This is a genomic window from Streptomyces sp. NPDC048352, assembly GCF_040651895.1.
GTDB lineage: Bacteria > Actinomycetota > Actinomycetes > Streptomycetales > Streptomycetaceae > Streptomyces.
Genome location: NZ_JBEZKZ010000005.1, coordinates 138,785 through 157,615, shown reverse-complemented (window position 1 = coordinate 157,615; position 18,831 = coordinate 138,785). Strand labels below are relative to the sequence as shown.

The 18,831-nt window shown below is 73.6% G+C and carries 14 protein-coding genes, 1 tRNA gene and 1 pseudogene; 6 read left to right on the top strand and 10 right to left on the bottom strand.

Annotated features, from left to right (window positions below; translation table 11 throughout):
- Positions 1-206: 206 nt before the first annotated feature.
- Positions 207-2,321 carry a glycogen debranching protein GlgX gene (glgX, locus tag AB0D45_RS05100; RefSeq protein WP_361607378.1) on the top strand — a complete coding sequence of 705 codons (2,115 nt, stop codon included), beginning with the start codon at positions 207-209 and terminating at the stop codon, positions 2,319-2,321.
- Here glgX and AB0D45_RS05095 read toward each other — a convergent pair.
- The gene (locus tag AB0D45_RS05095; protein ID WP_362455336.1) at positions 2,306-3,601 is read right to left on the bottom strand and encodes an MFS transporter; all 1,296 of its coding nucleotides are present in this window, start codon (positions 3,599-3,601) and stop codon (positions 2,306-2,308) included. The genes glgX and AB0D45_RS05095 overlap by 16 nt on opposite strands.
- Before the next feature lie 82 nt (positions 3,602-3,683).
- Between AB0D45_RS05095 and treY the strand changes: the two genes are divergently transcribed.
- Positions 3,684-5,990 (top strand): malto-oligosyltrehalose synthase, encoded by a 2,307-nt coding sequence (gene treY / locus AB0D45_RS05090; RefSeq protein WP_362455335.1) that lies wholly within the window; start codon positions 3,684-3,686, stop codon positions 5,988-5,990.
- A gap of 402 nt (positions 5,991-6,392) precedes the next feature.
- Here the strand turns inward: treY and AB0D45_RS05085 are convergent, their stop codons facing one another.
- Positions 6,393-7,421: a serine hydrolase domain-containing protein gene (locus AB0D45_RS05085; RefSeq protein ID WP_362455345.1), complete on the bottom strand. Its 1,029-nt coding sequence runs from the start codon at positions 7,419-7,421 to the stop codon at positions 6,393-6,395.
- Positions 7,422-8,051: 630 nt separating this feature from the next.
- On the opposite strand from AB0D45_RS05085, the gene AB0D45_RS05080 reads away from it, so the two are divergent.
- Positions 8,052-9,269, top strand: coding sequence for a M14 family zinc carboxypeptidase (locus tag AB0D45_RS05080; RefSeq protein ID WP_362455334.1), 1,218 nt, complete (start codon positions 8,052-8,054; stop codon positions 9,267-9,269).
- Here the strand turns inward: AB0D45_RS05080 and AB0D45_RS05075 are convergent.
- Positions 9,251-9,415 (bottom strand): annotated as a pseudogene (locus tag AB0D45_RS05075) (GNAT family N-acetyltransferase); the annotation flags it as partial. The gene AB0D45_RS05080 and the pseudogene AB0D45_RS05075 sit on opposite strands and share 19 nt — an antisense overlap.
- Before the next feature lie 165 nt (positions 9,416-9,580).
- A complete protein-coding gene (locus AB0D45_RS05070; RefSeq protein WP_362455333.1) occupies positions 9,581-10,153 on the bottom strand; it encodes a DUF1707 and FHA domain-containing protein in 573 nt (190 codons plus the stop codon).
- Positions 10,154-10,305: 152 nt separating this feature from the next.
- Between AB0D45_RS05070 and treZ the strand changes: the two genes are divergently transcribed.
- Complete coding sequence (gene treZ, locus AB0D45_RS05065; RefSeq protein ID WP_362455332.1) at positions 10,306-12,015, top strand: malto-oligosyltrehalose trehalohydrolase; 1,710 nt, start codon at positions 10,306-10,308, stop codon at positions 12,013-12,015.
- Between the two features lie 17 nt (positions 12,016-12,032).
- On the opposite strand, the gene AB0D45_RS05060 is transcribed toward treZ, so the two are convergent.
- Entirely contained in the window at positions 12,033-13,184 is a 1,152-nt protein-coding gene (locus tag AB0D45_RS05060; RefSeq protein ID WP_362455331.1) for an aminopeptidase P family protein, read from the bottom strand.
- A complete protein-coding gene (locus AB0D45_RS05055; RefSeq protein WP_362455330.1) occupies positions 13,162-14,028 on the bottom strand; it encodes a LysR family transcriptional regulator in 867 nt (288 codons plus the stop codon). Before AB0D45_RS05055 ends, AB0D45_RS05060 begins: the two co-directional genes overlap by 23 nt.
- Before the next feature lie 86 nt (positions 14,029-14,114).
- Here AB0D45_RS05055 and AB0D45_RS05050 point away from each other — a divergent pair, with 86 nt between their 5' ends.
- Both AB0D45_RS05050 and AB0D45_RS05045 read left to right on the top strand, forming a co-directional pair.
- The gene (locus AB0D45_RS05050; RefSeq protein ID WP_362455329.1) at positions 14,115-14,921 is read left to right on the top strand and encodes a hypothetical protein; all 807 of its coding nucleotides are present in this window, start codon (positions 14,115-14,117) and stop codon (positions 14,919-14,921) included.
- A 74-nt stretch (positions 14,922-14,995) separates the two neighbouring features.
- Positions 14,996-15,068 (top strand) — tRNA-His (locus AB0D45_RS05045).
- A gap of 85 nt (positions 15,069-15,153) precedes the next feature.
- Here AB0D45_RS05045 and AB0D45_RS05040 read toward each other — a convergent pair.
- The 4 genes from AB0D45_RS05040 to AB0D45_RS05025 form a co-directional block, all read right to left on the bottom strand.
- The gene (locus AB0D45_RS05040; protein ID WP_362455328.1) at positions 15,154-15,909 is read right to left on the bottom strand and encodes an alpha/beta hydrolase; all 756 of its coding nucleotides are present in this window, start codon (positions 15,907-15,909) and stop codon (positions 15,154-15,156) included.
- 91 nt (positions 15,910-16,000) lie between these two features.
- The gene (locus AB0D45_RS05035) at positions 16,001-16,339 is read right to left on the bottom strand and encodes an XRE family transcriptional regulator (RefSeq protein WP_362455327.1); all 339 of its coding nucleotides are present in this window, start codon (positions 16,337-16,339) and stop codon (positions 16,001-16,003) included.
- Complete coding sequence (locus AB0D45_RS05030; protein WP_362455326.1) at positions 16,336-16,512, bottom strand: hypothetical protein; 177 nt, start codon at positions 16,510-16,512, stop codon at positions 16,336-16,338. The genes AB0D45_RS05035 and AB0D45_RS05030 overlap by 4 nt, the downstream gene beginning before the upstream one ends.
- 88 nt (positions 16,513-16,600) lie before the next feature.
- Entirely contained in the window at positions 16,601-18,661 is a 2,061-nt protein-coding gene (locus tag AB0D45_RS05025; protein WP_362455325.1) for a phosphocholine-specific phospholipase C, read from the bottom strand.
- Positions 18,662-18,831: the final 170 nt, after the last annotated feature.

The window sequence follows — 18,831 nt, the reverse complement described above, 5'->3', positions numbered from 1 at the left end:
CTCGCCGGCCTCACGTCCCCTGGTCCAGCGGCCCGTTGACCCATTATGTGATGCCCGGACCGTACGTTGACCCGTATATCAGCTCTCCGGTTCACCCATCGGCAGCATTCCAAGTCCACGCGTGAGGACCCTCTTTCGGGGAAGATCTGGCAGAGACGTGATCCGCGCCGGATCGAGCCGGACCAAGATGGGATGAGTCATTGGCCTTGCAAGTCTGGCCGGGGCAGGCGTATCCGCTGGGCGCCACCTACGACGGAGCGGGCACCAACTTCGCGGTCTATTCGGAGGTCGCCCGGCGCATCGAGCTGTGCCTGCTGCACGACGACGGCTCGGAGACCGCCGTCGAACTGCGCGAGACCGACGCCTTCGTGCGGCACGCCTACCTGCCCGGGATCATGCCCGGCCAGCGGTACGGGTTCCGCGTGCACGGCCCCTACGAGCCCGAGCGCGGACAGCGCTGCAACGCGGCCAAGCTGCTGCTCGACCCGTACGCGCGGGCCATCAGCGGGCAGGTGGCCTGGGGCGAGGAGGTCTACGGCTACCACTTCGGGCGCCCCGACTCCCGCAACGACCTCGACTCCGCCCCGCACACGATGAGTTCCGTCGTGGTGAACCCGTACTTCGACTGGGCGAACGACCGGCCGCCGCGCCACGAGTACCACCACACCGTGCTGTACGAGGCCCACGTGAAGGGCCTGACCATGCGCCACCCCGACCTGCCGGAGGAGCTGCGGGGCACCTACGGGGCGCTCGCGCACCCGGCGGTGATCGGGCACCTGACGAAGCTGGGCGTGACGGCGCTGGAGCTGATGCCCGTCCACCAGTACGTCAACGACCACCGGCTGGTGAACGACGGGCTGAGCAACTACTGGGGCTACAACACCATCGGCTTCTTCGCCCCGCACAACGGCTACGCCTCCGGTGACCGGGGCCAACAGGTGCTGGAGTTCAAGTCGGCGGTCCGGGCGCTGCACGAGGCCGGGATCGAGGTGATCCTGGACGTGGTCTACAACCACACCGCCGAGGGCAACCACCTGGGTCCGACCCTCTCCTTCCGCGGCCTCGACAACGCCTCCTACTACCGGCTCGCGGACGACCCCCGGCACTACATGGACACCACCGGGACGGGCAACTCGCTGCTGATGCGCTCCCCGCACGTCCTCCAGCTGATCATGGACTCGCTGCGGTACTGGGTGACCGAGATGCACGTGGACGGCTTCCGCTTCGACCTCGCGGCCACGCTGGCCCGGCAGTTCCACGAGGTCGACCGGCTGTCGTCGTTCTTCGACCTGGTGCAGCAGGACCCGGTGGTCAGCCAGGTGAAGCTGATCGCGGAGCCCTGGGACCTGGGCGAGGGCGGCTACCAGGTGGGCAACTTCCCGCCCCTGTGGACGGAGTGGAACGGCAAGTACCGCGACACCGTACGCGACTTGTGGCGCGGGCAGCCGCGCACGCTCGCGGAGTTCGCGGGGCGGCTGACGGGCTCCTCCGACCTCTACCAGGACGACGGGCGCCGGCCGCTGGCCTCGATCAACTTCACCACCTGCCACGACGGTTTCACCCTGCACGACCTCGTCTCGTACAACGAGAAGCACAACGAGGGCAACCGGGAGGGCAACCGGGACGGCGAGACGCACAACCGGTCGTGGAACTGCGGGGTCGAGGGGCCGACGGAGGATCCGGAGGTCCAGGAGCTGCGCGAGCGGCAGATGCGCAACTTCATGGCCACCCTGATGCTGTCGCAGGGCGTGCCGATGCTCAGCCACGGCGACGAGTTCGCCCGGACCCAGCAGGGCAACAACAACGCCTACTGCCAGGACAACGAGCTGTCCTGGGTGAACTGGCCCGAGCCGGGCAAACCGCCGCCGGCCCTGCTGGAGTTCACCCGCCGGATGGTCTGGCTGCGCCGCGACCACCCGGTGTTCCGGCGGCGCCGCTTCTTCCACGGCCGGCCGGTGGAGGGCACGCACGACGAGCTCTCCGACATCGCCTGGTTCACCCCGCACGGCGAGGAGATGCGGGCCCGGGACTGGCAGGCGCAGCACGCGCGGGCGCTGACCGTGTTCCTCAACGGGGAGGCGATCTCCGAGCCCGGTTCGCGGGGGGAGCGGATCACCGACGACTCGTTCCTGCTGATGTTCAACGCGGGCGCCGACCCACAGGACTTCACCGTCCCGCAGGGCCACGGCTCGCACTGGCGGACGGTCGTGGACACGGCGCGGGCGGAAGTGCTGCCACCCGGCACCGGGCCGCAGTACGCGGCCGGCGACCGGGTGGCCCTGACGGGACGGTGTCTGGTGGTGCTTCAGCGCCCGGCGTAGGCGGAGCCGGGGCCGGCCGTCCCCGATCCCTCGTGCCGGACGGTCCGCTGGGCGGGGATGAAGGCCCCGGCCGGGGGCCGGGCGGCCGGTACCCGGGTCACCAGGGCGATGGTCAGGCACAGCGCGGCAGCCCCCACCGCCACCGCGAACGCGCCGGCGGGCCCGTACGACTCGGCGAGCCGTCCGGAGACGGCGAGCGCGGCGGCCTGCCCGGCCACCAGGGAGCTGGCGGCGAAGGCCATCGACTCGGCGAGCCGGGTCGGCTCCACCACGCGCTCGGTGAGCGCGAACGCGGTGATCAGGTGGGGTGCGTACGCGGCCCCGAGGACGGTGACGACCGCGTACAGCGGCCACAGGGTCTCGGTGAACAGCAGCGGCACCGAGAGGAGCAGCGCGGCGCCCGTGGCCGCCCGCCAGCGCAGCCGCAGCCCGAAGCGGGCGGGCAGGGCGCCGAGCGCGAGACCGACGGCGGCGCTGACGACGCCCATGGCGGCGTACACGACACCCGCCTGCCCCGGCACCCCCAGCTGGGCGGTGAGCGAGGCGATGCCCGCCTGGCAGCCGCCGAACATGGCGCCCTGGAGCGCGAGGGAGCCGCGTACGGCGTGCACCACGCGGGGGTGGCGCGGCGCCCGGACGCCCTTGCCACGCGGCCGCGCGGGGGTCCCGGCCGTGACGGCGGCGGTCGGGTGCAGGGCGTAGGCGGTGCCGAAGACGGCGACGAGGGCCGCGGCCCCGCCGAGGGCGACGGCGGGGTGCGCGCCGAGCGCGGCGAGTCCGACGAGGGCCGGGCCGAAGACGAAGGAGACCTCGTCGAGGGTGCCTTCGAGGGAGTGCACGGCGGCCACCACGTCCTCGCCGGCCTTCGCGCGGCGCGCGAGCGCGACGGAGCGGGTGCGGGCGAGCGGCCCGATCAGCGGTACGGAGGCCCCCGTGACGGCGCCGATCGCGGCGAGCGGGGCGGTCGCCAGGCCGGCGAGGGCCCCGGCGACGAGCGCGGCGGTGGCGACGGCGTTGACGGCCGCCGCGGCGAGGACGACGGGCCGCTGCCCGTGGCGGTCGGCGAGCCGGCCGAGGACGGGTCCGCAGACCACCTGGCCGGCGGAGAGGGTGCCTCCGACGATGCCGGCGGTGGCGAGCGAGCCGCTGGTCTCGGCGACCAGCAGGACGCTCCCGAACTGGGACATCGCGACGGGGAGTCGGGCGAGGAACGAGAGGAGCGGGAGTAGGGGCCCGGTCAGGGCGATGACGTGACGATAGGTACTGACGGTTCCAACCACTTGATCGACGTTAACGCGGTGGAGTCACCCGGATGCATTGGGTAATGGCACGGAATCGCGTCGACTGGGTACGTACGTTCTCATGACCCAGGGGTATGCAAGCAGTCAATCGGAACATGAGGCTCCGGCGAATGGCGCTCCGGCGGCGCTCGCTCCGGCCTCCACCTACCGGCTCCAGATGTGCCCGGAGTTCCCCTTCGCGGCGGCCGAGGCAGCCGTACCGTACCTCGCCTCGCTCGGCGTGTCACACCTGCACCTGTCCCCCGTACTGGAGGCGGTGCCCGGCTCCGCCCACGGCTACGACGTCACCGACCACGCCCGGGTGCGCACCGAACTGGGCGGCGAGCCGGGCCTGCGGGCGCTCGCGGCGGCCGCACACGAACACGGCCTCCGGCTGGTGCTCGACATCGTGCCGAACCACATGGCGGTACCGGTCCCGGTGCGGCTCAACCGGCCGCTGTGGGAGGTGCTGAGGGAGGGGCCGCACTCGCCGTACGCCCGGTGGTTCGACATCGACTGGGAGGGGGGCGCGGGGCAGGTGCTGCTGCCGGTGCTCCCCGGAGGGGACGAGGCCTGCGAGGTGGAGGCCCGGGCGGGCGTACTGCGGTACGGGGAGCTGGAGTTGCCCCTGCGGGCCGGGACCGCCGCACTGCCGCTGCCGGAGCTGCTGGCCGCCCAGTGGTACCGGGCCGCATGGTGGCGCGAGGCGCGCACCTCCCTCAACTACCGCCGCTTCTTCACCATTTCGGACCTGATCGGGGTGCGGGTGGAGGATCCCTCCGTGTTCGCCGCAAGCCACGCGAAGGTGCTGGAGCTGGTGCGGGAGGGGGTGGTCGGCGGACTGCGGACCGACCACGTGGACGGGCTGGCGGACCCCGAGGAGTACCTGCGCCGGCTGCGGGCCGCCGTGGGGAACGACTGCTGGGTGGTCGTGGAGAAGATCCTCGGCGAGCGGGAACGACTGCCGGCGTCCTGGCCGGTGGCGGGCACCACGGGGTACGACGCGCTGCGCCGGGTCGACGGCGTGTTCACCGACCCGGCCGGGGCACGGCAACTGGCCCTCGCGTACCAGGAGTCGACCGGCCTGCCCTCCTGGGAGGAGACCGCCTCGACTGCGGCCCGGGAGGTGCTCACCGTCGACCTCGCCGCCGAGCTGGCGACACTGGAACGGTGGGCCGGCAAGGAACTCTCGGGCGCAGTACGGGAGTTGCTCATCGCCACACCGGTGTACCGGACCTACCCCGGCGGGCCGGGCCCGGCGGCGTCGACCCTTCGGCGCGCCGCCGCCCGGGCGGGGGCCGACGCGGTCGAGGGGGTACGGGAGCTCCTGCTGCGGGAGCCGGCCTTCGCGGCGCGCTTCGCCCAGACCTCGGCCGCCCTGCGCGCCAAGTCCCTGGAGGACCGCGCCTTCTACCGTTGGGCCCCCCTGCTGTCGGCCACCGAGGTCGGCGGAGAACCCGGGGCCCCGGCGGTGTCGGCCGCGGAGTTCCACGCGTACTGCGCGGAACGGGAACGGGACTGGCCCGCCTCCGGGACGGTGCTGTCCACGCACGACACGAAGCGCAGCGCGGACGTACGGGCGCGGATCGCAGTGCTGTCCCAGGCGCCGGAGGCGATGGAGGTCCCGGGAGCGGGGGCAGCGGGCGGGGACGACCCGCAGCTGGCCTGGGTGGCGTGGCAGAGCGCGCTCGGGCTGGGCGACGCACCCGAACGCGGCCCCCGGCTGGCGGCGGCCCTGCTCAAGGCCGCACGGGAGGCGGCGCTGCGCACCTCCTGGACCGACCCCGACGAGGAGTACGAGGCGGGCATCACGGACCTCGTGCCCCGGGAGGCGGTGGAGCTGCCGCCGCAGCTCGCGGAGGCCGCCCGGGCCAACGTGCTGGGGATGACCCTGCTGCACCTGGCGATGCCGGGAGTACCGGAGGTGTACCAGGGCACCGAGTCCGAGTGCAGGGCGCTGGTCGACCCCGACAACCGCCGCCCGGTGGAGTTCCCCCGGGAAGCGCTGGCCGCCCTGGACGCCGGCACCGTCCCGCCGGACCTCGCGCGGGAGAAGCTCGCGCTGACGGCGGCCCTGCTGCGGCTGCGCCGCGACCGGCCCGGGCTGTTCACGGGCTACGCCCCGCTGCCGGCCTCGGGCCCGGCGGCCGACCACTGCCTGGCGTTCACCCGCCCGGGCGGCCTCGTCGCGGTGGCCACCCGCCTCTCGCACCGCCTGGCGGCGGCAGGCGGCTGGCGCGACACCACCCTGACCCTGCCGGAGGGCCGCTGGCACCGCCTGGGAGCCTGCGGCCCCGCGGGCGCGGGCACGGGTTCGGGGTACGAGGGGCGGGTCGCACTGGCGGAGCTGCTGGAGGAGGGGCCGGTGGCGGCGCTGGTGCGGGGGTAGGGGGCGGGGCTCCGACGGGGCCGCCTCACAGCTGGTTCGGGGGTTTCCCGTCAGTCCCATCGTCCTTCCGGTTCGGGCCGGTCCCTCAAGAGCGCTCCTTCGTCGCGTCGCTGCGCGATGTCGCTTCGCTCCACTCTTGACCGACCATCCCGCCCCGGAAAGCCGAAAGACTGCCGGGAACCCCCCGAAAGAACGGTCACGGGGCAGGAGAGGCAGAAGCGGCCCCTCAGGGACCAGGCGAGGGGCCGGGCCCGGCCCGCCTGCACCTAATGATGATCAGGAGCCCGGTCGGCACCGGGAGGCGCATCAGATCGCTACCTGCTCCTCATGGTTCAGCGTCCGGCGGCCGTCTGGGGCTGATACCTGCACCGAACGACCATCAGGAGCCCGGTCCGTGCGGGGTCATCGGCACAGGGCTGTGTCCACGGCCTGTTCGAGGTGCTTCGTGGTCGCCCCGTCGGGTGGGCTGACGGTCACTGCGATGTTGGCGGCGCGGCCGTCGTCGGTGACTCCGCCTCGGGTTTCGAAGCCGGGGATGTCGCCGCCGTGGCCCCAGTAGACGCCGCCGCAGGAGAGCGGCCTGCTCATCAGGCCGAGGCCGTAGCCGGCGCCGGTGTCGCCGAGGGGGACGGTGGTGCGCATCTGCGCGAGCTGGGCCGGCGGGAGGAGGCGGCCGGCCAGGAGGGCGGTGAGGAATCGGTTCAGGTCGGAGTTGGTGGAGATCATCTGGCCCGCCGCCCAGGCTGCGGAAGGGTCGATCTCCGTGACGTCGCGCCGCTGGTCGTGGCCCTTGGGGTGGGGTTCTCGGATGGTCATGTCGCCGGGGGCGGGGAAGTACGTATGGCGCAGGCCGAGGGGCTGGATGATGCGCTTGTCGATCTGCTCGCCGAGGGGTCGGCCGGTGACCTTCTGGACGATCAGGCCGGCCAGGACGTAGTTGGTGCTGCTGTAGGCCCAACTGGTCCCCGGGGAGAAGTCGGACTTGTGCCGGAAGGCGATGTCGAGCAGGTCGCGGGGTTCGAGGTACCGGCGCTGGAGGATGTCGTCGGTCACGTCCGCTTCGTACTCGGGCAGGCCGCTGGTGTGCTGGAGGAGTTCGCGGACGGTGATGTCGCGTCCGTCGATGCCCTCGCCCCGTACGAGCCCCGGCAGGTAGGTTTCGACCTTGGCGTCGAGGCCGACCTTGCCTTCGCCGACCAGTTGCAGCACGACCACGGCGGTGAACATCTTGGTGTTGCTGCCGATGCGTACCTGGCCGTCCCGGGGCACGTCGGGCCCTGCGGTGTACGAACGGGTCCGACCGTTGCGCTCCGTGACGCCGGCCAGCGCGCCGGGCACGCCGTCGGTCTGCACGAGGGCGTTCAGGGCCCGCTGGACGGTGTCCGGCCGTGCCGTGGCCGATGCGGACGGTGTGAGGACACCGGTGGCCATCACGCCTGCGGCGGCCCACAGGACAAGCCTCCGCCATGTCTGCTGATGCACGAGTCAACTCCTCGGTCGGATGTGCCCAGCATGTCCGTGTCCGCCGGCGCCGACGATCCTGCTACCCACCCGACCCCACTGGGGCTACCCCGCCTCTGTGGCACCCGCACTGCTCCGGTCGTCGTCTGGTGCAGGCATCGGCCCCAGACGGCCGCCGGACGCTGAACCATGAGGAGCACGTAGCGATCTGATGCGCCTCCCGGTGCCGACCGGGCTCCTGATCATCATTAGGTGCAGGCGGGCCGGGCCCGGCCCCTCGCCTGGTCCCTGAGGGGCCGCTTCTGCCTCTCCTGCCCCGTGACCGTTCTTTCGGGGGGTTCCCGGCAGTCTTTCGGCTTTCCGGGGCGGGACGGTCGGTCAAGAGTGGAGCGAAGCGACATCGCGAAGCGACGCGACGAAGGAGCGCTCTTGAGGGACCGGCCCGAACCGGAAGGACGATGGGACTGACGGGAAACCCCCGAACCAGCTGTGAGACGGCGCCACCGAGACCCCGCCCCCTACCCCGCCCCCACCCCCCAACACACACATTCGATCCCCGTGGAGCAGTAGCCGGCCGGTGTGGCGGGCATGGCATCCCATGTGACCCTCCAACGTGACATGCGCTACCCCACCCCGCACGAACTCGCCCTGGCCGGGCGGGCGCTGGCCGACGAGCACCCCGGCCGGGTGCGGATGCGGCAGGCCGGCGTCTCCCGGGGCGGGAGGCCGCTGTGGCTGCTCTCCGTCGACGGGCAGCGCGGCGGGCCCCGGGAGGTGCTCGTCGTCGCCGGGGCCCATGCCAACGAACCCGTCGGCGGGGCGACCGCGCTGGACCTCGCGCGGCGGGTCGTCCGGGCCGGGGGCGGCGGGTCGGGCTGGCACTTCCTGCTCTGCGCCGACCCCGACGGCGCCGACCTGCACCGGACGCCCCGCCCGTACTCGCTGCTGGACTACCACCGCCACTTCTACCGTCCGCCGGGACCCGAGCAGCCCGAGTGGGCGCCGTCCTTGCTCCCCCCGGACCGGCTCCCGCCGGAAACCCTCGCCCTGACCGCGCTCCTCGAGGAGCTGCGGCCGGTCCTCCAGGTCTCCCTGCACGGAACGGATCTCGGCGGGTCCTGGGTCCAGCTGATCCGTGACATACCCGGGCTCGCCGAGCCCTTCGGGAAGTCGGCCGCCGAGCTGCGGATCCCCGTGGAGACCGGGGCCTCGGACGCGGCCGGCTGGGGCTCGCGCGGGCCCGGGATCTTCGTGATGCCGCAGGCGGGGAGCGCGGACACCCGGCTCAGCACCTGGTGCCACCGCGGGACCACCGCGATCGTCGAGGTGCCCATGTGGGCCTCCGGGCTGGTGGACGATCCCGCCCCGCACCCCGACCCCCGGGGCGCCCTGCGGATGCTGGCGGAGCGGCTGACCCGGGACGCCGCCCGGGTGGCCGGGCTGCGGGAGGGGCTCCTCGGCACGGAGCCGGGCGCCGCCGCGCTGCTGCGGGCGGTGGACTGGACGCTCGGGCTGATCCCGGACGTCGCCGCCGGGTGGACGGCTCCCGGGGTGCCCCCCGAGGCCACCACGGCCTCCCTCGCCAGTATCGACGCGTTCGGGCGGCGGCTCTCGCTGCGCGCCGCCGCGATGCTGCTGCGCGTCCTGCGGGCCCAGGCGCATCCGGCGGCACCCGGGCTGGACCGCCTGGTGACGGGGTGGTGCGAGGAGTTCGCGGCCCGCTTCAGGGCGCGCTGGGTGCCGGTGGCCACGCAGGTGGAGCACCAGTCGCGGACGGTGTTGGCCGCGTACGGGTGCCTTCAGACCGGCCAGGCGTAGCGGCGCTTGGGGCGGCCGGTGGCACCGAGGCGGTCGTGGAAGCGGATGGCGCCCTCGTTCCAGTCCGGGGTCTGCCATTCGACGTGGTCGAGGCGGAGGTCGCGGGCGAGGCCGGCCACGCCGGCCATGAGGGCGGCGCCGAGGCCGTGGCCCCGGGCTCCTCGGGGCGGGCGGGGCGGACGAGGCCGGTGTGATCCATGAAGGGCATCCTGCCGGGGGCCCGCCCCACGACGAAGGGCCCGCCCGGCCCCAGCCCCTGCACCGCCACCGGCACCGGCACCGGCACCACCGACCGCCGGAACCTGCTCGCGTCAGTTCTCCGACAGCCGGAAGGTCATCCGGCCGAACCCCACCTGGTCCCCCGGCCGGACCACCGCCGCGTTCGTCACCCGGAGTCCGTTGACGGTGGTGCCGTTGGTCGAGCCGAGGTCCCTGAGCAGCCACACCCCGTCGCGCATGCTCAGTTCGGCGTGGGCCCGCGAGACGGTGTCGTGGCTGAGCCGCAGGCCGTTGCCCGGGTCGCGGCCGATGCGCAGCGGGCCCGCGGCCGGGTGCGGGAAGAGCAGCCGGGGCAGGCGCTCCGCCTGCCAGGCGCGGCGCACCCCGGCGGACACGGCCGAGGCCCGGCCCACCCAGCCGAACAGCCGGCTCGTCCAGGGGCTGTCGGCGCCGGCGGGCCCCTGCCTGGACTGGAGGTCGGCGAGCAGGACCGCGAGGTCCTCGGAGCGGCGGGCGACCAGCGCGAGTTCCATGCGGCGCAGGAAGGTGTCGTGCGACAGCTTCCCCAGCGCCGCGCCTTCCCTGAGCTGGCCCAGCGCCCGGTCGCGCTCCGCGTCGGAGAGCCGCGGGGCGGGGTAGGCGGGGAACTCGAAACTGGACGTCACAGGGTGATTGTCGGCCCGTCGGGTGCGGAGTGTCCAGAACTCCCGCGCCGGGCCCGGAATGATGGGCACGATACGCATGCTGGACACCGCCCAAGACGAGGGGACCGTCCGTGCAGTTCGAGGTGTGGGCACCGCTGACAGGTCGGGTCGCCATGCGACTGAACGACACGACCTACGACATGACCCCCGACCCGGCCCCCGGCCGTTCCGGCTGGTGGACCGCCGAGGCGCCGGCGGCCGACGGCGACCGGTACGGGTTCCGGCTCGGCGACGATCCGGTGGTCCGGCCCGATCCGCGCGGGCGGCGGCTGCCGGACGGTACGGAGGGCCTGTCCGCGGTGGTCGACTTCACCCGCCTCGCCCCCCGGGTGCCGCCGCCGCGGGTCCCGCTCCAGGACGCGGTCCTGTACGAGCTGCACGTCGGCACCTTCACCCCCGAGGGCACCTTCGAGGCGGCGGCCGACCGCCTGGGATACCTGGCGGGGCTGGGCGTCACGCACGTGGAGCTGATGCCGGTGTGCCCCTTCCCCGGCCGGCACGGGTGGGGGTACGACGGGGTGGCGCCGTGGGCGGTGCACGAGCCGTACGGGGGCCCGGCGGGCCTGGCGGCCTTCGTGGAGGCCGCGCACGCGGCCGGGCTGGGCGTGGTGATCGACGTGGTCCTCAACCACCTGGGCCCCTCCGGGAACCACCTGCCGGCCTTCGGGCCGTACTTCACCGACACCCACCACACCCCGTGGGGCGCGGCGGTGAACCTGGACGCGCCCGGCTCCGACGAGGTCCGCGCGTACCTGATGGGGTGTGCGCTGGCGTGGCTGCGGGACTACCACGTGGACGGCCTGCGGCTGGACGCGGTGCACGCGCTGGCCGACGGGCGGGCGCTGTCCTTCCTGGAGGAGCTGGCGGCGGCCGTGGACGAGCTGGCGGCGGAGACCACGCGGCCGCTGTTCCTGATCGCCGAGTCCGACCAGTGCGACCCGCGGCTCACGGCGCCGCGTTCCGCCGGGGGCCTGGGCCTGCACGCGCAGTGGAACGACGACTTCCATCACGCCCTGCACTGCGCGCTGACCGGTGAATCGCAGGGCTACTACGCCGACTTCGCCGAGGCCCCGCTCGGCGCGCTCGCCAAGACCCTGACGCGGGCGTTCTTCCACGACGGCACCTGGTCCTCCTTCCGGGGCCGCACCCACGGCCGGCCGGTGGACCGCCCGCGCACCCCCGCGCACCGTTTCCTGGGCTACACCCAGACCCACGACCAGGTCGGCAACCGGGCGCTGGGCGACCGGCTGTCCGCCTCGTGCTCTCCGGGGCTGCTGGCCTGCGCGGCGGCGCTGGCGCTGACGGGGCCGTTCGTACCGATGCTGTTCATGGGCGAGGAGTGGGGGGCCGGGACGCCGTGGCAGTACTTCACCGACCATCCCGACCCGGAGCTCGCCGAGGCGGTGCGCAGCGGCCGGCGGCGGGAGTTCGCGGCGCACGGCTGGAAGGCCGAGGAGATCCCGGACCCGCAGGACCCGGCGACGCGCGACCGGTCCTGCCTGGACTGGGCGGAGCCGGAGCGGGAGTCGCACGCGTGGCTGCTCGAGTGGTACCGGACGCTGATCCGGCTGCGCCGCACCCATCCTGACCTGCGCGACCCGGACCTGGCGGCGGTCCGGGTCGCCCATGACGAGGAGCGCCGCTGGCTGACGTTCCGGCGGGGGGAGGTCCGGGTGGTGGTGAACCTCTCGACGGAGTCGGTGACGGTCGCGCTCGGCCGCAACGGGGTGCGGGTGCTGGCTTCGTGGGAGCCGGTGGAGCATCCGGGTCCGGACGGGCGGATCCACGTACCGGGCGAGTCGGCGGTGGTCCTCGGGCCGTAGGGCCGCGGGCGGGGCCGTTATTCGACGATCGCCAGCTCGCGCGGCGCGTGGTTCAGGCGGCGGCCGCCGGAGCCGGTGACCGTGACGATGTCCTCGATGCGGACGCCGAACCGGCCGGGCAGGTAGACGCCGGGCTCCACCGAGAAGCACATGCCGGGGACGAGGGGCTGCTCCTCGCCCTCGACCATGTACGGCGGCTCGTGGGTGGTGACGCCGATGCCGTGGCCGGTGCGGTGGATGAAGCGTTCGCCGTAGCCGAACTCCGTGATCACGGCGCGGGCCGCCCGGTCCACGTCCTGGCAGCTCGCGCCGGGGCGGACGGCCGCGCATCCGGCCTGCTGGGCCTCGCGGACGATGTCGTGGACGCGCTGCTCCTCGGGGGTGGGCTCGCCGACGTGGACGGTGCGGGAGATGTCGGATCCGTAGCCGTGCTTGAGGCCGCCGAAGTCGAGGACGACCATGTCGCCGTGGCGGATGACCCGGTCGCCCGCCTCGTGGTGCGGGTTGGCGCCGTTGGGGCCGGAGCCGACGACGGTGAAGTCGATCTGGGAGTGTCCGTGGACGCGCAGCAGTCCGGCCAGGTCGGCGGCGACCTCGCTCTCGGTGCGGCCGGCGAAGGGGACGTGCAGGACCTGGGCGTAGGCGGCGTCGGCGGCGGCCGCGGCGGCCGCGAGCCGGGCCAGTTCCCGTTCGTCCTTGACGGCGCGGAGCATGGGCAGGGCGTCGGTGAGCGGGGCGTAGGAGGTGGCGGGCAACTCCCTTTGCAGGCCGAGCAGGTGCAGCGCCCAGGTGTTGTCGCTCACGCCGAAGCGGCCGTCGGCGTCGAGGAGCGGCGCGGTGACCCGGTAGGGGTCCTTGCCGTCGGTCCAGTCGCGCAGGGTCAGCGCGGCCGCGCCGGGGGCCTTGGCCGCGTCGGGGGCTTCGAGGGCGGGCACGACCAGCACCGGGTCCCGGCCGGCGGCGAGGACGAGCAGGGTGAGCCGCTCGGTCTCGGCGGTCGGGCGGTAGCCGGTGAGGTGGGTGAGGTCGGGGCCGGGCGCGACGAGCAGCCCGGCCAGTCCGGCGTCGGCGGCGCTCCGCGCGGCCGCGGCCATGCGGGCGGCGTAGTCGGCGGCGGTGAAGGCCTCGGGTTCGGCGTGGGCGGGGTCAGGCGTCGGGGCGGTGGTCATACGGGGATCCTGCCGTGAGGCGTGCGGCGAGCGCAGCGGCCGCGCCGGACAGGCTCGCGGGCGCGAGCAGCTCCGTACGGTGCGCCAGGCGGGGTGCGGCGAGCGGTACGGCGACCCCGGCGCGGGCGGCCTCGGCGACCGGGCGCGGCAGCAGCACCAGGCCGTGCCCGGCTGCGGCGAGGGCGCACAGGGCGTGCAGGTCGGTGCCGTCGTAGCGCAGGGCGCCGCGCCGGGCGGTGAGCGGCAGCCCCACGTCCGGGGCGTCGAGCCAGCGGGCGTCGGCGAGGTCGTCGAGCCGGACGGAGTCCCGTGCGGCGAAGGGGTGCCCGGCGGGGAAGAGGACGGCGAGCTCCTCCTCGGCGATGCCGGTCACCCGGAGCGGGGCCACGTCGGGCAGCCGCAGGGGGTCGCTCGGGGCGGCGAGCCCGTCGACGAGTCCGAGGTCGCACTCGCCGGCGGCGACGGCGGCCGGCACCCGGGCCGGGGGCAGGACCCGCAGGGTGACGCCGGTGGGGGGCAGGGCGGCGAGCAGCGCCGGGCGGGCGGCGGCGAGGGGGGAGGCGGCGAGGGTGATCAGGCCGGGCGGGGCGGCGGCCAGCCGCAGTACGTCGGCGCGGGCCGCGTCGATCCGCAGCAGCAGCGGCCGGGCGTGTTCCAGCAGCCGGGTCCCGGCCGGGGTGGGGGCGACGGGCCTGCGGGTGAGGAGCTCGGTGCGCAGGTCGGCTTCGAGGGCGGCGATGTGCTGGGAGACGGCGGACTGGGTGTAGCCGAGTTCGCGGGCGGCGGCGGAGAAGGAGGCGAGCCGGGTGACGGCGGTGAAGGTGCGCAGGAGGTGCGGGTCCATGACCGCAGGATGTCATCAGTTCTGCTTATCGATCATTCAGGAACGATCGTTGGCGCTGAACCGGGACCGGGCCGCAGGATGGCCGTATGACCACCGCGAGACAGACCATCCCGTCCGGCCCGGCCGTCGCCCGGATCGCCCTCGTGGGCGACCGCTCTCCGCACGTGGAGTCCCATACCCGGATCCCGCTCCTGCTGGAGGCGCTGGCCGCGCGCGACGGGCTCGTCCTGGACGGCTACTGGATCCCGACCGCCGGGGCGGAGGCGGAGGCCGCGGCGGGCACCCTGTCCGGGTTCGACGCCGTGTGGGTGCTGCCGGGCAGCCCGTACGCCAGTGAGGCGGGGGCGCTGGCGGCGATCCGGGTGGCCCGGGAGGAGGGCATCCCCTTCCTCGGGACCTGCGGCGGCTTCCAGCACGCGCTGCTGGAGTACGCCCGCGGTGTCTGCGCGCTGCCGGACGCCGCGCACGCCGAGAACGACCCGGGGGCGGACGACCCGCTGATCGCCCCGCTCGCGTGTTCGCTGGCCGGCCACGAGGCGGTCGTACGGGCCGAGCCCGGATCCCTGGCCGAGTCGGCGCTCGGGGCGGACCGGTCGACGGAGCGCTACCACTGCCACTACGGGCCCGTGGCCCGGCACCTGCCGACGCTCGCGGCGCACGGGCTGCGGCTGTCGGGGCACGACGAGGACGGCCGGGTCCGCATGGCCGAGCTGCCCGGGCACCCCTTCTTCCTGGCCACCCTCTTCCAGCCGGAGCTGGCCGGGGACGGTTCGCGGCCGCACCCGGTGATCCGGGCCCTGGCCGTCGCGGCCGTGGCCCGCGCCGGGCGCCGCGCGGCAGGGGCGGCGGCCGGGACGTCCGGGGCCCCGGCCGGCGGCCGGACCGCCGGATAACCCGTCGCGGGGCCACCCGTCCGATCGGCTATGCTGTGCATGCACAACGAACGGGTGGTCCGCCGCCCTTCGTGGTGGGTGTAGCTCAGTTGGTAGAGCACCTGGTTGTGGTCCAGGTGGCCGCGGGTTCAAGTCCCGTCACTCACCCTGTTCGCCCCGTAGGGGGTACGAGGTTCGCCTCGTACCCCCTACGGGCTTTTTTGCATGCCCCTGCCAGGCCCTCCGGGCGGCGTCAGCCGCGCAGGAAGGACTCGACCTCCGTGACGAAGGCCACCGGGGTCTCGTGCGGCGGGTAGTGGCCGGCACCGGGGATCGTGACGATCCTGCAGTTCGGGTAGGAGGCCTGCCAGGTGGTCCGCATGACGTCGGCCGTCAGGGCGAGGTCGTACTCCCCCACCAGGACCAGCACCGGCAGGGTGCTGCCCTTGACCGCGGCGGACAGGTCGCGCGGCTGCCAGTCCGCGAGGTAGCCGGCGAAGGCCTCCGGGCGGGAGACGGCGAGGGAGTGTTCGACCATGCGCTCCAGCCAGTGGCGGCTGGCGCGGTTGCCGGTCACCAGGTCGAGGATGGTCCGCCGTTTGGCGGGGTCGTCGGCGGCTCCGTGGAAGAGGGCGTGGGTGGCGTCGTCCATGGCGTACGGCCCGGCGGGGACCGGGGCGAGCCCGATCAGCTTCTCGACGCGCTCGGGGGCGCGGGCCAGTACCTGCTGGGCTGCCTTGCCGCCCATGGAGTGGCCGAGCAGGCAGAAGGTGTCCCAGCCCAGCTCGTCGGCGAGGGCGAGGACGTCGTCGGCGATCTCGGGGAGGCTGTGGCGGCCGGGGACGTCCCGGCGCTCGCCGTAGCCCCGGTAGTCGAGGAAGGCGTACGAGAACCCCTGCGGGTCCAGGTAGTCGAGCACGGAGCCCCAGTTGGCGGAGGTCCCGAACCAGTCGTGCAGCACGATGACGCGGACGGGTCCGGTGCCGATCCGGCGATGGGCGATGGCCATGCGTTCTCCCTCGGTGACGGGCGCGGTGGGAACTGCCGCCGTAGGACTGCCCATCCCGCCTACGATCACACCACCGCCTCCAGCCGCGGCCTCAGGCCACGGTGTACTCCGTGTCCCCGAAGTCGGCGACCACCCTCAGGCTGCCGCCGAGGGCCTCCACGTAGGAGCGCAGCGTCGCCACCTCCGTGCGGTCTGTCTCGCCGTTCTCGATGGCCGACACCCTGGGGGCCGAGACGCCCATGGTCTCCGCTACGTCCTTCTGGGTCAGCGCCTGCTCCTGGCGGATCTCGGCCAGCCGGTAGGCCCGGACCTCGGCCATGAGCCGTTCCATGGCGGCGCGCTTCTCCGCCGGGGACCGCACCGGCACTCCCGCAGCCGCCCGGCGCTCGCGCACCTGGCGCTTGGCTTCCTCCCAGCCGACGGCACTCATTCGTACTCCCTCGTGTCCAGCTCCGCGATGTGGTTCTGGTAGCGCTTCTCCGCGAGCGGGATGTTGACCTCGTACCACCGCTGCCAGTTTCCCGCCTTGTCGCCGGCCACGAGCAACACCGCGCGGCGGACCGGGTGCTCGAAGCACTCCGCCACCTCGCCAACGAGGACCACTTCCCGATGAGACGCGCCCGCTAAGTTAAAGCAAGCGTTAACTTAGCGGGCGCGGAACCGGGCCGGTTCACCCGTACGGGAGCACGTGTCAGACGGTCTTGATCGCCGGGTCCGAGATGCCCGGGGCGCCCGTTTCCACGTGGCCCGCGAAGCGGCGCAGGAAGGTGGGGTCGGCGTCCGAGACCACGGAGACGTCGTACCAGCGGCCCGAGGCGCGCAGGTCCACCGTGTGGGAGACCGCGGCGCCCGGGTTGACCTTGAAGGTCTGGGGGGCGCCGCCGTAGGTGTTGGTCACCGTGAGGTTCACCGCCGCGCTCCCCCCGTTGGCCAGGGTCAGGGCGAGGTTGCCGGTGGCGTCCGCGTGGCGGGCCGTGACCTCGGGGCCGGCCTTCTTCGCCGGGCCCTTCCAGGTGCGCAGGAAGCCGTTGGGGCCCCAGACCGTGAGGTTGATCTGGTTGCCGGTGGAGCTGCTGGTGCTCCAGGTGTCGGAGAGGGTCTTGCCCGCCTCGACCGTGTAGGGCCAGGGGCCGTCCGTGCGGTTGCCCGAGGTGCTGTGGAAGTGGGCGCCGAGCGTGGGGCCGGAGGAGAACGTGAGCGTGAACGTGCCGGTGGAGGTGGTGCGGGCGCCGTCCACGTACGGGCTGTAGCCGAGCGCCCGGGTCGGCTTGGAGCCCGCCTCCTGCCTGGGCAGGGTGCCGGTGGCGGGCGGGACCGGGTGGTAGGAGGGGTGCGCGTCGTGGTCCGGCGGGACGTAGCCGGCGGTGGACGGCAGGGACGCCGGGGTGGCGTCGGCCCGGGTGAAGTCGAAGGCCGAGGTCAGATCGCCGCAGACGGCCCGGCGCCACGGCGAGATGTTGGGCTCCCGCACCCCGAAGCGCTTCTCCATGAAGCGGATCACCGAGGTGTGGTCGAAGGTCTCGGAGCAGACGTAGCCGCCCTTGCTCCACGGGGAGACGACGATCATCGGCACGCGCGGACCGAGGCCGTACGGGCCCGCCGCGTAGCCGCCGCCACCGGCGTAGAGGTCGCGGGTCACGTCGGCCGTGGACAGGCCCCACGCCGAGGACGCCGGCGGGTACGGCGGCACGACGTGGTCGAAGAAGCCGTCGTTCTCGTCGTAGGTGATGAAGAAGGCCGTCTTCGCCCACACCGCCGGGTTCGCGGTCAGCGCGTCCAGCACCTGGGAGATGTACCAGGCACCGAAGTTGACGGGCCAGTTCGGGTGCTCGCTGAAGGCCTCGGGCGCCGCGATCCAGGAGATCTGGGGCAGGGTGCCGGCCACCACGTCGGCGCGCAGCCGGTCGAAGTAGCCGTCGCCCGCCTTGACGTTCGTGCCCGTACGGGCCTTCTCGTACAGGGCGCTGCCCGGCTGGGCGCCGCGATAGCTGTTGAAGTACAGCAGCGAGTTGTCGCCGTAGTTGCCGCGGAAGGCGTCGCCGATCCAGCCCCAGGAGCCGGCGGCGTTCAGGCCGTCGCCCACGTCCTGGTAGATCTTCCAGGAGACCCCGGCGGCCTCCAGGCGCTCCGGGTAGGTCTTCCAGCCGTAGCCGGCTTCCTGGTTGCCGAGGACGGGGCCGCCGCCCGTGCCGTCGTTGCCGGTGTGGCCCGTCCACAGGTAGTAGCGGTTCGGGTCGGTGGCCCCGATGAAGGAGCAGTGGTAGGCGTCGCAGACGGTGAAGGCGTCGGCGAGGGCGTAGTGGAACGGGATGTCGTTCCGGGTCATGTAGGACATCGTGGTGGCGGTCTTCGCCGGGACCCACTTGTCGTACTTGCCGTTGTTGTACGCCTGGTGGCCGCCGGCCCAGTCGTGGTTGAGCCCCTCGACGAACTGCATGCCCAGGTCATTGACCTGCGGGTGGAAGGGGAGGATGTCCTTCGTCCCGTTGGACTGGTGGAAGACCGACTTTCCGTTGTCCTGGAGCACGGGCCGCGGGTCGCCGAAGCCGCGGACGCCCTTCATCGTGCCGAAGTACTGGTCGAAGGACCGGTTCTCCTGCATGAGGACGACGATGTGCTCGATGTCCTGGATGGTTCCGGTGCTGCCCTGCGCCGGGATGGCGGCGGCGCGCGCGATGCTCTCGTTCAGCATCGCGGCGGCCGCGGTCCCGCCGGCGATCCGGAGGAACCTGCGTCGGTTGAGTTCAGCCATGGGTGACGACCTCTGGGGGGTGAGGGGGGATCGAGGGGCGCCCCAAGGACAGCGGTCCCGGGGTACCTGACGGAGATCCCCGTCTGACGTCGGGCCGTACAGCGGGCGAACGGAAGGCCCGCGCGCTCCGCTGCCGGTACGGTACGGCCGGCCCGTCGGCCGCACAACGG

Coding starts and splice junctions, on each gene's coding strand:
- treY (WP_362455335.1), top strand. CDS start 3,684: ATGACCCAGGGGTATGCAAGCAGTCAATCGGAACATGAGGCTCCGGCG.
- AB0D45_RS05085 (WP_362455345.1), bottom strand. CDS start 7,421: ATGGCCACCGGTGTCCTCACACCGTCCGCATCGGCCACGGCACGGCCG.
- treZ (WP_362455332.1), top strand. CDS start 10,306: ATGCGACTGAACGACACGACCTACGACATGACCCCCGACCCGGCCCCC.
- AB0D45_RS05060 (WP_362455331.1), bottom strand. CDS start 13,184: ATGACCACCGCCCCGACGCCTGACCCCGCCCACGCCGAACCCGAGGCC.
- AB0D45_RS05055 (WP_362455330.1), bottom strand. CDS start 14,028: ATGGACCCGCACCTCCTGCGCACCTTCACCGCCGTCACCCGGCTCGCC.
- AB0D45_RS05050 (WP_362455329.1), top strand. CDS start 14,115: ATGACCACCGCGAGACAGACCATCCCGTCCGGCCCGGCCGTCGCCCGG.
- AB0D45_RS05040 (WP_362455328.1), bottom strand. CDS start 15,909: ATGGCCATCGCCCATCGCCGGATCGGCACCGGACCCGTCCGCGTCATC.
- AB0D45_RS05035 (WP_362455327.1), bottom strand. CDS start 16,339: ATGAGTGCCGTCGGCTGGGAGGAAGCCAAGCGCCAGGTGCGCGAGCGC.
- AB0D45_RS05025 (WP_362455325.1), bottom strand. CDS start 18,661: ATGGCTGAACTCAACCGACGCAGGTTCCTCCGGATCGCCGGCGGGACC.